The organism is uncultured Roseovarius sp. (genome assembly GCF_963972555.1).
Lineage (GTDB): Bacteria > Pseudomonadota > Alphaproteobacteria > Rhodobacterales > Rhodobacteraceae > Roseovarius > Roseovarius mucosus.
In genome coordinates this window covers 338088-351969 of record NZ_CAXAUM010000001.1, presented here as the reverse complement: position 1 = coordinate 351969, position 13882 = coordinate 338088, and the positions used below count along the sequence as shown (strand labels likewise).

The 13882-nt window shown below is 62.9% G+C and carries 12 protein-coding genes and 1 pseudogene; 5 read left to right on the top strand and 8 right to left on the bottom strand.

Features of this window, described 5'->3' with window-relative positions; translation table 11 throughout:
- The coding region (locus AACZ65_RS01750) for a CpsD/CapB family tyrosine-protein kinase (RefSeq protein ID WP_339667625.1) at positions 1-833 on the top strand (833 nt) is incomplete at its 5' end.
- Between the two features lie 20 nt (positions 834-853).
- On the opposite strand, the gene AACZ65_RS01745 is transcribed toward AACZ65_RS01750, so the two are convergent.
- The 5 genes from AACZ65_RS01745 to AACZ65_RS01725 all read right to left on the bottom strand — a co-directional run bounded on the left by AACZ65_RS01745 (position 854) and on the right by AACZ65_RS01725 (position 6352).
- A complete protein-coding gene (locus tag AACZ65_RS01745) occupies positions 854-1774 on the bottom strand; it encodes a tyrosine recombinase XerC (protein ID WP_339667624.1) in 921 nt (306 codons plus the stop codon).
- Positions 1771-2478, bottom strand: a complete 708-nt coding sequence (locus AACZ65_RS01740) for a DUF484 family protein (RefSeq protein ID WP_339667623.1) — start codon at positions 2476-2478, stop codon at positions 1771-1773. The genes AACZ65_RS01745 and AACZ65_RS01740 overlap by 4 nt, the downstream gene beginning before the upstream one ends.
- A gap of 75 nt (positions 2479-2553) precedes the next feature.
- Positions 2554-3225, bottom strand: a complete 672-nt coding sequence (locus tag AACZ65_RS01735; protein ID WP_339667622.1) for a class I SAM-dependent methyltransferase — start codon at positions 3223-3225, stop codon at positions 2554-2556.
- A complete protein-coding gene (locus tag AACZ65_RS01730; RefSeq protein ID WP_339667621.1) occupies positions 3222-5255 on the bottom strand; it encodes a TRAP transporter permease in 2034 nt (677 codons plus the stop codon). The genes AACZ65_RS01735 and AACZ65_RS01730 overlap by 4 nt, the downstream gene beginning before the upstream one ends.
- A gap of 83 nt (positions 5256-5338) precedes the next feature.
- Positions 5339-6352 carry a TAXI family TRAP transporter solute-binding subunit gene (locus AACZ65_RS01725; RefSeq protein WP_339667620.1) on the bottom strand — a complete coding sequence of 338 codons (1014 nt, stop codon included), beginning with the start codon at positions 6350-6352 and terminating at the stop codon, positions 5339-5341.
- Positions 6353-6791: 439 nt separating this feature from the next.
- Here AACZ65_RS01725 and AACZ65_RS01720 point away from each other — a divergent pair, with 439 nt between their 5' ends.
- Positions 6792-7829, top strand: a complete 1038-nt coding sequence (locus AACZ65_RS01720; protein ID WP_339667619.1) for a hypothetical protein — start codon at positions 6792-6794, stop codon at positions 7827-7829.
- Between the two features lie 30 nt (positions 7830-7859).
- Here the strand turns inward: AACZ65_RS01720 and uraD are convergent.
- Positions 7860-8366, bottom strand: a pseudogene (gene uraD, locus AACZ65_RS01715) (2-oxo-4-hydroxy-4-carboxy-5-ureidoimidazoline decarboxylase); the annotation flags it as partial.
- Positions 8367-8480: 114 nt separating this feature from the next.
- Here uraD and uraH point away from each other — a divergent pair.
- From uraH to AACZ65_RS01700, 3 genes are all read left to right on the top strand, one after another.
- Entirely contained in the window at positions 8481-8825 is a 345-nt protein-coding gene (uraH, locus tag AACZ65_RS01710) for a hydroxyisourate hydrolase (protein WP_339667618.1), read from the top strand.
- A gap of 53 nt (positions 8826-8878) precedes the next feature.
- Positions 8879-9691: a TIGR00282 family metallophosphoesterase gene (locus AACZ65_RS01705; RefSeq protein WP_037274252.1), complete on the top strand. Its 813-nt coding sequence runs from the start codon at positions 8879-8881 to the stop codon at positions 9689-9691.
- A 151-nt stretch (positions 9692-9842) separates the two neighbouring features.
- Positions 9843-11615 carry an SLC13 family permease gene (locus AACZ65_RS01700; protein ID WP_339667632.1) on the top strand — a complete coding sequence of 591 codons (1773 nt, stop codon included), beginning with the start codon at positions 9843-9845 and terminating at the stop codon, positions 11613-11615.
- A gap of 2 nt (positions 11616-11617) precedes the next feature.
- Here the strand turns inward: AACZ65_RS01700 and bchJ are convergent, their stop codons facing one another.
- A complete protein-coding gene (gene bchJ / locus AACZ65_RS01695) occupies positions 11618-12214 on the bottom strand; it encodes a bacteriochlorophyll 4-vinyl reductase (RefSeq protein ID WP_339667617.1) in 597 nt (198 codons plus the stop codon).
- The gene (bchE, locus tag AACZ65_RS01690; RefSeq protein ID WP_339667616.1) at positions 12207-13868 is read right to left on the bottom strand and encodes a magnesium-protoporphyrin IX monomethyl ester anaerobic oxidative cyclase; all 1662 of its coding nucleotides are present in this window, start codon (positions 13866-13868) and stop codon (positions 12207-12209) included. The genes bchJ and bchE overlap by 8 nt, the downstream gene beginning before the upstream one ends.
- Between the last annotated feature and the right edge of the window lie 14 nt (positions 13869-13882).

Genomic DNA, 13882 nt, shown 5'->3' with positions numbered 1-13882 from the left:
CTGAGCCTGAGCCTGAGCCTGAGCCTGAGCCTGAGCCTGAGCCTGAGCCTGAGCCGATTGCCCCCGTCCCGTTGGAGGCTGCACCAGACCCTATTCCCGCGCCCACGCCGTTACTCTGGCCTGCGCTGCGCCGGGTCGTGCTTGACCCCAAGCATCTGGCCAAGCACCGGCTCATTTCCGCCACGCGCGAGGACCCGGCACATGTGGCCTTCGACGTTCTGCGTACCAAGCTCTTGGCGGCGCTGCGCACACATGGCTGGCACCGGGTGGCGATCACCTCGCCCACGCCCGATTGCGGTAAATCCTTTGTGGCGGCTAATCTCGCGATCAGCCTGTCACGGCAATCGAGTGTGCGTACCGTGCTGATGGACATGGACCTGCGCCGCCCCTCTCTGGCGCATACCCTGGGCCAGCCTGACCCCGGTCGCATGGCGGGCTTTCTGAGTGGCGATATTCCCCTCCAGCGCTTCCTGACCTGTCCCGAGGATAACGCGCTCAATATCGGTCAGACCTTGGCCATGGGCCTCAACGACCGGGCAGAGCCCTATGCTGCCGAAATCCTGCACGCGCCCGAGACGGGCGAGGTCTTGCAGGATCTCTACTGCCGCCTTGCTCCGGATGTGGTGATTTTCGATATGCCGCCCGCGCTTTATTACGACGATGTACTTGGGTTCCGCCCTCAATTCGACGGTGTGTTGATTGTGGTCGGCGGTGGGCGCACGACCGCACAGCATATCCGCGACGTCAAGGCACGGTTCGGCACCGATACGCCGCTCTTGGGTGTGGTGATGAACCGGGCCGAGGGCGAGAGTATCGCCAAATACGGATACTGACGCAGACCTCTTGACGCGCGTTATCCGCCCCCTTGCGGATGGGCGCGGGCATAGACCTCCATCAGTCGCGCGGTATCAACGCCTGTATAGGCCTGCGTGGTCGAGAGCGACGCATGACCCAGAAGCTCCTGAATGGCGCGCAGGTCGCCGCCTGCGTTCAACAGATGCGTGGCAAAGCTATGGCGCATGGCATGTGGGGTGGCCGTCGCAGGCAGACCAAGCTGCGCGCGCGCCTTCTCCATCACCTTCTGGATCAGGCGCGGGCTGAGTGCGCCGCCGCGTGCCCCCAGGAAAAGCGGGCCGTTGCGGGAGATGTCATAGGGGCAAAGGCGGGCATACTGCGTCACCGCCGCGCGGGCTGGCTCGATCACCGGCACCAGCCGTTCCTTGCCGCCCTTGCCGATGATGCGCAGGACCGGACCAAGTGGCAGATCGGACCCGGTCAGGCTGAGAGCCTCGGAAATGCGCAACCCGCAGCCATAGAGCAGGGTGACGACCGCCTGATCCCGCGCGGCGATCCAGGGCGTGAGGCTCTGTGCGTCGAGCGTCTCGATCATCTCCGATGCCGCCTCGGGCGAGAGGGGGCGGGGCAGCTTGCGTTGGAACTTGGGGGACCGGGTGGAGAGCACGGCAGTCGGCTCGAAGCCTTCGCGCTCGGACAGCCAGCGGTAGAAACTCTTGACCGCCGAGAGTTTGCGCGCAAGGGACCGGGGTCCGACATCGCCGCCTCGGGTATGGGCCATCCAGGCACGCATATCCGCGGTGGTGATGCGTGACAGCGCGCCCAGGCCCTGGGTCTCGCCGTAGTGCTGCGTGATGAAGCGCAGGAAATCACCGACATCACGGGCGTAGGCGTCGATCGTGTTTGCGGCAGCCCCATTGAGGGCCTTCTGCGTGGCCAGCCACGCCGACAGGGCGTCGCGGGCGGCCTCTGAAATCATGACAGCCAGCGGCGCATGGTGCGCTCGAAGACTCCTGCGAAAAAGGCCAAAAGATCAGTCCCCTGTTGCGGGCTGAACTGATGCGGGTCTTCGGCCCCCATGGCCAGCATGCCAGGCAGGCGGTCCGCGCCAAAATCGAGCAAAAGACAGGCCTCGGAGCGCAGATAGGGCGCCTCGCGGCCATAGACGCGCATGTCGCCCTCGTCGATCTGGCGCAGGGTTACTTGGCGGGCAGGCACGTCGCGCGTGCCGGTGAGATAGGATTTGATGAAACCGGGCTCCGCGACAGAGAGCACATCGCCCAGGCGGCGCACGGCCGGATCACTATCGTTCTGCACTGATTCAAGCACCAATCGCACGGCATCCACCCGCAGGATATGCGCCACCTCGCCCCCCAAATCCCGCAGGAAGGTCTCAAACTCGATGGGATCGAGCATGCGCAAAATCGCACGATGCACCTGATTGGTGCCTGCAAGGTTTTCATAGGCCGCCGCGATCACCGAGCGATGCGTGTCCTCGAGCCGGTCAAGCCGCGCCTCGAGCCGGTCCATGGCGATGCCGCGCAGGTCCACGATATTCCCGCCCATGGCGCGCTCGTTGGCCGCGATCAGCGCGCGCATCAGGTCCTGATCTTCAAGGATCAGATCGGGTTGCGCGATGATATGTTCGCGCAGCGCATCGTTCATTTCGGGCTTGCTGCTCATTCCGACCTCTTTCGGGTTTGCGGCACCTTAGCAGATGCAAAAATATTATGCCGCAAGAAAATGCAGCCGTGTCGCTCAGCGAAGCGGCTGCGCGGTGTAGAGCACCTGACCGCGCGGTAGGCGCAGGGGGCTGCGCAGCGCCTGCCAGCCGGTTATCCGCGCGATGTGGTCCACATCCTCGGAAAGAATGTGATAAGGTGGGCGAATGTCGTGGGTGACGACCCCATCGGGCTGTCGATAGGCGGTGGTTGCCTCTGTAGCGTTTGGAGCGAGAAAGACGGTAAAGAAAAACACCTCGAGCCGGTCAAAACGGCGCAGGTTGGTCAGCGCGCGACGCAGATGCGCCATGGGCAGATGCGGAAAGACCGCAAAGGCGATGGCATGGGTGATGCACCCCGGCACAGCGGGATAGTCGAACCGCGCATCCTCGATCAGGTGATCGGGGTTGAGGCGGGCAGGCTCATTCAGTTCTGCCGCATGTCCTGCAAGCATCAGCGCGCGCGAAGCATCCGTGGCCCAGTAATGCCCCGGTTCAAGGTAAGAAACCGCCTTGCATCCCAACCGCAACGACCCCGCGCCGATGTCCAGCAGGTGATGATGCGGCAAGAGGCCTGCATCGCGCAGAAGGGCCATCTGCACTCGTCCGGTTTCCTCCCACCGTCCGCCTACCACGTCACGGTGCCGTCCGGCGGCAATCGCCTCGGCGTGAAAGCCGTCCACGTCATAGGGGTTTTGCGGGGGTTTCATCTGTGCAAAGCCCCACCGCGCCGCGCCTTTCGCCATTGCAAGATGAGAATGGGCGACCAGAGCAAGAGACCGATTGCCATGGTCGTGAGCCCCGGCGCGATGAAGAGGAGCGAAGTCAGCCCCACCGCCCATCGCTCCCACCTGCGCATCGGTGCCAAGAGATAGCCTGAGAACGCGGCGCCCAGCCCGCCGATGCCCAGCATCGCGCCTGTGAGCGTGATGGTGAAGGCTGACCATGTGAACCCGTCCGTCACCAGCAGGAGGGCCGGGGAATACACAAAGACGAAGGGCACCAACGCCTTGGCGATGCCGAGGCGAAAGGCGGTGTTCCCGGTGCGAAACGGATTTGCACCGGCGATGCCGGCCGCCGCATAGGCCGCAAGCGCGACGGGGGGCGTGATGTCAGCCAGAACGCCGTAATAAAAGACGAAGAAATGCGCCACCAGCGGCTCGACCTGCAACTGGGCAAGAGCAGGGGCTGCGACCGCGACAAGGATGATATAGGTAGCGGTCGTAGGAATACCTGCGCCCATGATGATGCAGGATACCGCAATCAGCACGAGCGAGACGAAGAGCGCCCATTGTTGCAGGGTGAAATAACTCAGGAGCCATATTTCGCTGAGCATGCCGCCCATGTCGGTCGCGGTTTGCACCACCACATAGCCCAGGCGAAAGCCCACCCCGGTCAGGGTGACAACGCCAACGACCACGCCCACCGTCGCGGCAGCGGCCCCCACTGCCAGCGTGTTGCGCGCACCGTCCGCCAAGGCCTGCCATAGGTCGCCCAGGGTGAGGCGGTTGACCGGGTTGAGAAAACCGACGACGACACAAGCGATGATGCCGTAGACGGCGGCGAAATCGGGGGTCTTGCCGCTGAGGATGAGGTAAACGAGGATGCCAAGCGGAATGATCGACAGCCAGTGCTGCCGCAATACCAGACCCGCGCGTGGCAGTTCATCCGCCCGGAGGCCGCGCAGGCCCAGCTTGCGCGCCTCCAAATGCACCATGATGAAGATGCCAAAATAATGCAGCATGGCCGGGAACAGCGCCGCCGCCAGAATGTCGCGCAGCGGGATTTCCAAATATTCCACCATGATAAAGGCCGCAGCGCCCAAAATCGGCGGTGTGATCTGGCCGCCGGTCGAAGATGTCGCCTCGACCGCGCCGGCGAAATGCGGCGGATAGCCGACTCGTTTCATCGCCGGGATAGTGAGCGCGCCGGTGGTCACGGTATTGGCGATGGAGGAGCCCGAGATGGTCCCCATGAAGGCCGAGGAGAAGATAGCGACCTTGGCCGGGCCGCCCGCGTAGCGGCCCGCGATGACCATGGCGAGGTCGATGAACAGCTGGCCCAGACCGATGCGGGTGGCCAATACACCAAAGAGGATAAATAGAAACACATATTGCGCCATGACGCCGATGGCGATGCCGTAGATGCCTTGGTTGGTCATGTAGAGATGGTTGATCAGCCCGCCCCAACTGGCCCCGCCGTGCTTCAGGGCGCCGGGAGCGTAGGGGCCGAAAATGGCAAAGGCCACAAAAATGAGGGCAATGATCGGCAGCGTTGGACCAACCGAACGCCGCGTCGCTTCGAGGGTCAGCACAAAAAGCGCCGTGCCCATGAGGATGTCGAGTTCCGAAGGGTTGCCGACCCGGACCGAGAGCGCCGCAGGAGGCAGCAGAGGCAGATACATCGCGGCCGCCACCGCCATGATGGCAAAGACAAGGTCGAGAATGGGCACACCGGAGAGCCGAAACCAAGCTGACGCTGGCAGCGTGGTGCTGGTGCTGCGCCGCCATGAAAAGAGCAGGAAGACGAGGCCCAGAACAAAAGAGAGGTGAATTCCCCGATGCAGCAGTTCGCGCACAAGGCCAAAGCCCGAGGCGTAGAAATGATAGGCCGACATGGCGACAAGGCAGACCGAGACCAGCACGGCGATGCTGCGCCCAGTCGGACGAAAGGCCAGTTCGGGATCGTATTTCCGCTCGATCTCGTGCAGCTCTTCGGCGGTCAGTTCGGGATCGGCCATGGGGTTGTCCTGCGTGGTAAAGGGAAAAGCAAATCCCGGCCACCGGGGTGCGGCGGCCGGGATTGGGTGTCAGGCGGAACCGGTCACTTGATCAGCCCGGCCTCTTTGTAAAAGCGTTCGGCCCCGTCGTGGAGCGGCACGCCCACGCCACTCAGCGCCGTTTCAAGCGTGATCGTGGCACCCTTGGCATGGCCGACATCCAGTAGTTTGCGCGAGTTTTCGTTCCAGAGCGCCTTGGTGATCTCGTAGATCAGCTCGGCGTCCTCATCGGCGGAGGTGAACCACTGTGCGCCCACCGACACGGTTTCTGTGGCGCCAACCCCTTCGTAAACGCCTTCTGGGATCGCGCTTTGCGAGAAAAAGTTGTACTTCTCGGTCAGCGTCGCCGCGCCGTCGCCCGAGATGGGCACAAGCTTTATATCGGCGGCAGAGGCCAGTTCCACCAAGGAACCTGCCGGATAGCCCGCGACAACAAAGAAGGCGTCGATCTTGCCATTGCGCAGCGCCTCGGAGGCGGCATCGCCCTTGAGCGCCTCGGCGGTCACGTCATCGACCGAGAGGCCGTTTGCCTCGAGGATGAGCCCTGCATCGACATAGGTGCCGGATCCCGGCTCATCGAGCGAGACGCGCTTGCCCGCCAGATCCTTGACGCTTTCGATGCCGCTGTCGGCCAGAGCGACAAGGTGGATGTGTTCGTCAAAGAGTGCCGCGATGGTGCGCAATTTCTCGGCAGGGGGTTGGCCCGCCATCGTGCCGGTGCCGGTATAGGCCCAATAGGCGACGTCAGATTGGGCAAAGCCCGAATTGCGCAGGCCCGACATGATCGCGTTGACGTTGTCCACCGATCCGCGCGACGACACGGCAGAAGCGATGAGGCCCGCGACGCCACAGCTTCCGCCCTCTTCGCAGGGGCGCGAGCCGGGCGGGTTTGAGATGGCGTTGGCGATGACCCCACCCACCGGATAGTAGGTATAGGCGGTGCCGCCGGTCCCGATGGTAAAGAATTTGAGGTCCTGCGCGAGCGCGCCCGTGGCCATTCCGACCACCAACGCCGCTCCTACGATGAGGCCGCGTGCGCCCCTGACAAGCTGTTGCATCTGTTTCTCCCTGATTAGGCAAGGGCGCAGTCTTTCGAATGCCCCGTATTTTGTCCGGCATCCCTGTGGGATACCCCTGCAGAGGCTATGCAAACCGCTCTGCCATGGCAAGACCGTTACCGGCAGAGATCAAGCGCCGCGATGGCGCGCAGCATCGGGCCGAGCGCGCCGCGCAGCCGCGTGGCGCGGTTTGGGGCATTGTCCCGCGGGGCGTTTCCCGCATGCATATGGCTTGCGCCAATTCGATCTGGATGGCGTGCCGCGTCTCTTGCGGGCGGCCTTAGTGCCGGGTGGTTCCAAGGCAGTTGCAGGCGCTCATGTGAGCAAACAACCCGCCTGACGCGCACGATCCGGCACCTTCACGCCGCACTCTTGCGATTGCCCGCCTTGGCCCCGGCGTGCTAGCGTGCCAGAAATAAAGGCAGGCAGCCCCCGGAACATGAAAAAGACGGCACTGACCAGATATCAGCGGCTTGAGGCGGCGGGCCTTTGGCGGGCCAATCCGGACGCGCAGCGGGTGGATGTAATCGTCTCTGTCGGCGAGGCGACGCTGACCATCACCGATATGCGCGAGCGGGTGCAGGCTCATTGGTCGATCGCGGCGGTGGCGCGGACCAATCCGGGGCAGAACCCCGCCATCTATCATCCCGATGGCGATCCTGGCGAGACGTTGGAACTGGCCGAGGACGAGGCCGAGATGATCGCGGCAATCGAGACGTTGCGCGGCGCTGTCGCGCGGCAACGGCCCAAGCCGGGACGGCTCAGGTTGTTTGGCATGCTGGCGAGTGTGGCGGCGGTCGCGGCGCTGGTGCTCTTTTGGCTGCCGGGGGCCGCGCGGCAACACGCGTTGGAGGTGGTGCCCATGGTCAAGCGCGCGGAGATTGGTCGCGCGCTGCTGGGGCATCTGCAACGGGTGACAGGGCCGATCTGCGAGGGGCCGGGCGGTGCCACGGCGCTCGCGCAGTTGGCGCGCCGCCTGCCGTCGCGTGCGGGGAGCACGGCAGAGTTTCTGGTTGTGCGCGGCGGTATCGAAGGGGCCTTGCGTCTGCCCGGCGGGGCCGTGTTGATAAATACCGATCTGGTCGAGGATTACGACGAGCCGGATGTTGTGGCAGGGCATATCATCGCGGCCTATCTGCGCGCAGAGGCGCATGACCCTCTGTCCAAGCTCCTGGAAGAGGGCGGGCTGTCGGCGACGCTGCGATTGTTGGCAACCGGGCTCTTGCCCGACGACGTCTTGCGCGCCCATGCCGAGAGCCTGATGCGCGATCCGCCCGAGGCTGTGGCCCCAGAGACGATGTTGGCGGGGTTCGCCCATTGGCAGGTGCGCGCGCGGCCCTATGCCTATGCCGTCGACATCACGGGCGAAACCACTGTGGCATTGATCGAGGCCGATCCCTATGCCGACAAAGCCCCGCCGCCGCCCTTGCTGAGCGATGCCGACTGGCTGCGCCTTCAGGAGATTTGCGGCGGCTGATCCACAAGGCCAGAATGAATGCTGACCGACTCAGGACAGCATGTCTTGCAGACGCAACAGCGCGATACGCTCGACCTGTCGGCAGGCTTCATCCAGTTCCGTCAAGGTGTGGTTGTTCAGGCGGCGGGTAAACGCTGCCTTGATCCCCGCCTTGTCGTGATCCCGCACCGCGATGATAAAGGGAAAGCCATGGCGCGCGGTATAGGCTGCGTTGAGGCGCTCGAACGCCGCGCGCTCGGCATCGGTCAGCGCGTCAAGCCCGGCGCTTGCCTGCTCATGGGTCGAGTCGAGCGTCAGCCGCCGCGCCTGTGCCAGTTTGCCTGCAAGGTCAGGATGGGCGCGCAGCACCGTCAACCGCTCTGCATCTGACGCAGCGCGAAAGACACGGCAGAAGGCATCATGCAGGCCGGTGGCGCTGTCATGGGCGGGGGTTATGCCGAGATCGAAGGCGCGTTCGGCCACCCATGGTGAATGTTCGAACACCCCACCAAAGCGGGCGACGAACCGGTTACGATCCATTTGCGAGGGGCGGTCTTGGGCCACGGGCAGGTCCTTGGTCAATGGGCTTGCTGCATTTCTGGGGTTGATCTTGGTCCAGTTCCGTAAGGAGATACAGAAAACACCCGTCATGTCACGCAAGGAGCCCCCGAAATGTCAGGCTATTTGACCACGCATGTACTGGATACCGCGCGCGGCTGTCCGGCGGCGGGGCTTTTGATCCGGCTGAGCCGGATCACGGAGGCAGGCCCCCTGTCGTTGCGTGAGATGCGCACCAATGCGGACGGGCGCACCGATACCCCCATTCTGCCCGAGGCAGAGTATGCGCCCGGCCTCTACGAGTTGTTGTTTCATGCAGGCGACTACTTGCATGCGGCGGGAGAAGACGCCGGCTTTCTCGACCTCATCCCAATCCGCTTCACCCTGTCGGAGGAGATGCATTACCATGTGCCGCTCTTGCTCTCGCCCTATGGCTACACGACCTATCGCGGAAGCTGAGGGACTTTATTCGCCCTTGCCCTTGGCGTGACAGGGGCCTAACACCAATACCCATGAAAATACTCTTTCTCGGTGATGTGATGGGGCGCGCGGGGCGTGCGGCGGTGGCGGAACGGCTTCCCAAGCTGCGCGAGGCGTGGAAGCTGGATTTTGTCGTGGTCAATGGCGAAAATGCCTCGGGTGGGATGGGCCTTACGGCGGCGCATGCCAAGGACCTGTTCGAGGCGGGGGCGGATTGCGTGACCTTGGGCGATCATGCCTTTGACCAAAAGGACATGATGCAGGCGGTCGAACGTGAGGGACGCCTGATCCGCCCGCTCAACTATGCCAAGGCTGCGCCGGGGCGCGGGAACCGGGTGTTTACCGACGGGCGTGGGCGCAAGGTGCTGGTGGCGCAGGTGCTGGGCAATGTGTTCATGCGCCGCGCCTATGATGACCCATTTTCAGCGATCGATGCGGTGTTGCGGGTTCATCCCCTTGGGGGCGCTGTGCAGGCGACGGTGGTCGACGTGCACTGCGAGGCGACCTCCGAGAAAATGGCGATGGGCCATTTCTGCGACGGGCGCGCCAGCCTTGTGGTGGGCACGCATACCCATATTCCCACGGCGGATGCCCAGATTCTGCCCGGTGGCACCGCGTTTCAGGGCGATGCGGGCATGTGCGGCGATTACCTGAGCGTGATCGGCATGGACAAGACCGAGCCGATGCGCCGCTTCGTCACCGGTATGACCAAGGATCGGTTTACCCCGGCCATGGGCGCGGTTACGGTGTCGGGTGTCTACATCGAAACCGACGATGCCACAGGGCGGGCCACGCGGATTGAAATGGTGCGCCAGGGTGGGCGCTTGGAACAGTCGGGGCCCTGAAGGGCGAGACGTGGCACAAACCCTGCGACAGGCGGTCGGCGCGGCGCATCCTTTCCCTTCTTTGCCGCAGTGGTGCACATGGCGCTTGCCGCCCCTCGACGGATCGGGGAAACTGGCGCGGGCCATGAAAGGGTATGTTTAAGTGATTGAGATGCTCGGGGTATCCCAGACCGGTCAGGCGCTGCTGACACTACTGGTCGTTGCGGCGATGTTTGTTCTCTTCGTGCGCGAAATCTATCCGACTGAGGTGGTGGCGATTGCGGGTGTGGCGGTGTTGCTTGGGCTTGGCGTGCTGCCCTATGGCGCGGCACTAGAGGTGTTTTCCAACCCCGCCCCTTGGACCATTGCTGCGATGTTCATCGTAATGGGGGCCTTGGTGCGCACTGGCGCACTTGACGCCTTTACAACGCTGGCCGACCAGCAGGCCAAGCATAATCCGCGCGTTGCGATTGCGATGCTGCTCCTTTCGGTGGTGATCGGGTCTGCCTTCATGAACAATACGCCGGTGGTCGTCGTGATGATCCCCGTGTTCGTGCAACTGGCGCGTACGCTCAAGATTCCTGCCTCCAAGCTGCTGATCCCGCTGAGTTACGCCGCGATCCTTGGAGGCACCACGACGCTGATCGGCACCTCGACAAATCTCTTGGTTGATGGCGTGGCCCGTTCAGCGGGCATGGCCCCATTCACGATCTTTGAGGTGACGCCGCTCGGCATTGTATTGGTGATCTGGGGGGCGATCTATCTGCGCTTTTTCGGTCCCTTCCTCTTGCCTGCGCGCGACAGTATGGCGGATCTCTTGTCTGACCGTTCCAAGATGAAGTTTTTTACCGAGGCGGTCATCCCCCCCGAGAGCAACCTGATTGGCCGCGACGTGACCGGCGTGCAGCTCTTCAAGCGGGAAGGGGTGCGGTTGATCGATGTGATCCGGGGCGATCAATCGCTGCGGCGCAATCTGGCGGATGTCACCTTGCAGGTTGGCGACCGGGTGGTTCTACGGACACAGATGACTGAGTTGCTCAGTCTGCAGCGCAACAAGAGCCTCAAGCGGGTCGATCAGGTCTCGGCGGTCGAGACGACAACGGTCGAAGTGCTGATCACGCCGGGCTGCAAGATGGTAGGGCGATCGTTGGGCGCGCTGCGATTGCGGCGGCGCTACGGTGTCTATCCGCTGGCTGTGCATCGCCGCAATCAGAACATCGGGCGGCAACTGGACGAGTTGGTGGTGCGGGTGGGTGATACTCTGCTACTGGAGGGGGCACCCGAGGATATTCAGCGCCTCTCGCGCGAGATGGAGATGGTCGATGTCTCTCACCCATCGGCACGGGCCTTTCGCCGTGGGCATGCGCCGCTGGCGGTCATGGCGCTTGCCGGGATCGTGGTGCTTGCAGCGCTCGGCGTGGCCCCCATTCTGGCGCTTGCGGTGATCGCGGTGGCGATGGTGCTCCTGGCGCGCTGCATTGATGCAGATGAGGCTTTTTCCTTTATTGACGGACAGTTACTGGCGCTGATCTTTGCCATGCTGGCAATCGGTGCTGCCTTGCAGACCTCGGGCGCGGTCGAGCTGATGGTGGGCGGCATTGCACCCGCGTTGTCGGTTTTGCCGGGGTTCATGGTGGTCTGGGCGATTTACCTTTTAACCTCGCTCCTGACAGAACTCATCAGTAACAATGCCGTCGCTGTGGTGGTCACGCCGATTGCCATCGGGTTGGCGGATGCCATGGGCATTGATGCGCGACCGCTGGTGGTGGCGGTGATGGTGTCAGCAAGTGCAAGCTTTGCCACGCCCATCGGCTATCAGACCAATACGTTGGTCTATGGTCCCGGCGGCTATAAGTTCACCGATTTCCTGCGGGTGGGTATTCCGCTCAACCTGAGCATCGGTTTGTTGGCGAGCGCGCTGATCCCGCTACTCTGGCCGCTCTGAGGTTAATGCCGCCAATCGATTTCGAACCGGCAGGCCGCGGCACCGGCGGCGCAGCAGGCACTCTCGATTGCATGCGCGCGCGGGTGGACGAGCCGGGAAAAGAGGCGCTCGAATACCGCGGCGTGCCAATGGCAGAGGGGGGCCGGGGCGGATTCACCTCGAATGATCGGATTATCGGACAGGGTAAAGACCACCGGAGGGCCGGATTTGGCAGACAATGTGCCCGTGCCGCAAAATGTCCAGCCATGAGCAAGGATGGCACGCGTCAGGATCGGCGCTGCGACCCGCGCGGGCAGGGCACGCAGCAGGGTTTGTGCCGCGTGTGGAATGCGATGCGCGAGGATATAATCGCCTGTGCCCTGACCCGCGGCGACAAAAATTTCACGCGCATTTTCAGGATGTTGCCTGCGCAGCGCGCCGTGCAGGGTCGCGACGCGCGCCTCGTCGATCATCGAGGTCGCATCGGGCAGAGGATCAAAGCCAAGGGGGGCGAAGAGGGCGCGGCGTGCGCCCGTTCCCGCGATGTGGTCCATCGCGGGGGCCAGTTGCAGCACCGAATTGGGGCCGATGCGGGCACTTATATGACTGCCGTCAGGCATCCATCTGCTGCGTGCTGCCGCCGCAGGCGCGGACCTCGGCCCCATTGGGCATCTTGAAGCCTTCGTTGCGGTCGATGGCGCGGTCCTTCATCTGGGCGCGCACGGCCTCGCGGCGTTCGGCCGCGCGTGCGGCACGGTCGGCGCTGGCCTCCCAATCCTCCATCTGTGCCTCTGCGATGGTGCGGGTTTCGTCGAAATCGAAGTGAACGGTGTTCTTGGTCTGTGGCCCCCAATACCCCGCCTTGCCGAGATCATAGAAGGTGCGGGCAAAGCCCGCCTTGAGAAACGCCTTGAGACAGCCCAAGAGATAGCGCCGCCGATAGCCGGTGCCGCGCCACGGATAGTGAAAGAGCGCCTTGCGCATGTAGAAACGGCGATAGTTTTTCATAACACCGTCAAGCAGTTCGCCGCGCGTCATCGAGGCTGGTTTCATGATCGGTGTGACAAAGTTATATTTAGAGAAATCAAAGACTTCGACTTGATCGCGGAGTTCCTGAAACAGCGGCGTAAAAGGCCAGGGCGTATACATCGCCCAATTGGCGAGGTCCGGCTGCCAGTCCCAGGCCATCTGAAAGGTTTCCTCAAGTGTTTCGGGGGTTTCGTTGTCGAGACCGACGATGAACTGCGCCTCGGTAAAGATATCCGCCTCGCGCAGAAGCTGGATCGCCTCCTTGTTCTGGGCGACGGTGGTTTCCTTGTTGAATTGATCGAGCTTGAGTTGGGCCGCTGCCTCGGTGCCAAGACTGACATGCACGAGGCCCGCCTTGCGATAGAATTTCAGCAGGTCGCGGTCGCGGTAGATGTCGGTGACGCGGGTGTTGATGCCCCATTGCACGCGGCGCGGCAGGTCGCGAGCGATGAGCTCTTCGCAGAACTGCACGAATTTCTTTTTGTTTATAGTGGGTTCTTCGTCCGCGAGGATGAAGAAGCCGACGCCGTGGTTGTTCACAAGGTTCTCGATTTCATCCACCACCTTTTTCGGGTCGCGCACGCGGTAGTCGCGCCAGAATTTCCACTGGCTGCAGAAAGAGCAGGTGAACGGGCAGCCGCGCGCCATGTTGGGGATGGCCACGCGTTTGCCAAGCGGCACATAGATGTATTTCTCCCATTCCAGGAGCGACCAGTCGGGGTTGATGGCGTCGAGGTCCTTGACGGTCGAAGCTGCGGGTGTGGCGGTGATCGTGTCGCCGTTGAGATAGGCCAAGCCTTTGATGGATTTGCGCTTTTCTAGCCAATCACCAGAGTCGGCGGCGCGGATCAGGTTGAGGAAAATCTCTTCTCCCTCGCCGCGCACGATAACATCGACCCAAGGGGCCTCGGACAGCACCTGTTTGTACATGAAGGTCGCATGCACGCCGCCCAGCACCCGCAGCGCGCCGGGCACCACCTCTTGCGCGAGTTTGAGAATGTTTTCCGCAACATAGATCGAGGGGGTGATGGCGGTGACACCCACAACATCTGGGTTAAGATCGCGCAGACGGCTGCGCAGGGCGTCATCCTCGAGATTGTTGGTCATGGCGTCGATAAAGGTGACATCGGTATAGCCTGCATCGCGCAGGTGGCCCGCCAGGTAGGCCACCCAAGCGGGGGGCCAGCTTCCGGCGATTTCGGCCCCGCCAGAGTGGTAATTGGGATGGATCAAGACGATGCGCATGGCGGGACTCCCTG

Coding starts and splice junctions, on each gene's coding strand:
- AACZ65_RS01700 (WP_339667632.1), top strand. CDS start 9,843: ATGCTCGGGGTATCCCAGACCGGTCAGGCGCTGCTGACACTACTGGTC.
- AACZ65_RS01740 (WP_339667623.1), bottom strand. CDS start 2,478: ATGAGCAGCAAGCCCGAAATGAACGATGCGCTGCGCGAACATATCATC.
- AACZ65_RS01725 (WP_339667620.1), bottom strand. CDS start 6,352: ATGCAACAGCTTGTCAGGGGCGCACGCGGCCTCATCGTAGGAGCGGCG.
- bchJ (WP_339667617.1), bottom strand. CDS start 12,214: ATGCCTGACGGCAGTCATATAAGTGCCCGCATCGGCCCCAATTCGGTG.
- AACZ65_RS01745 (WP_339667624.1), bottom strand. CDS start 1,774: ATGATTTCAGAGGCCGCCCGCGACGCCCTGTCGGCGTGGCTGGCCACG.
- uraH (WP_339667618.1), top strand. CDS start 8,481: ATGTCAGGCTATTTGACCACGCATGTACTGGATACCGCGCGCGGCTGT.
- AACZ65_RS01735 (WP_339667622.1), bottom strand. CDS start 3,225: ATGAAACCCCCGCAAAACCCCTATGACGTGGACGGCTTTCACGCCGAG.
- AACZ65_RS01705 (WP_037274252.1), top strand. CDS start 8,879: ATGAAAATACTCTTTCTCGGTGATGTGATGGGGCGCGCGGGGCGTGCG.
- bchE (WP_339667616.1), bottom strand. CDS start 13,868: ATGCGCATCGTCTTGATCCATCCCAATTACCACTCTGGCGGGGCCGAA.
- AACZ65_RS01730 (WP_339667621.1), bottom strand. CDS start 5,255: ATGGCCGATCCCGAACTGACCGCCGAAGAGCTGCACGAGATCGAGCGG.
- AACZ65_RS01720 (WP_339667619.1), top strand. CDS start 6,792: ATGAAAAAGACGGCACTGACCAGATATCAGCGGCTTGAGGCGGCGGGC.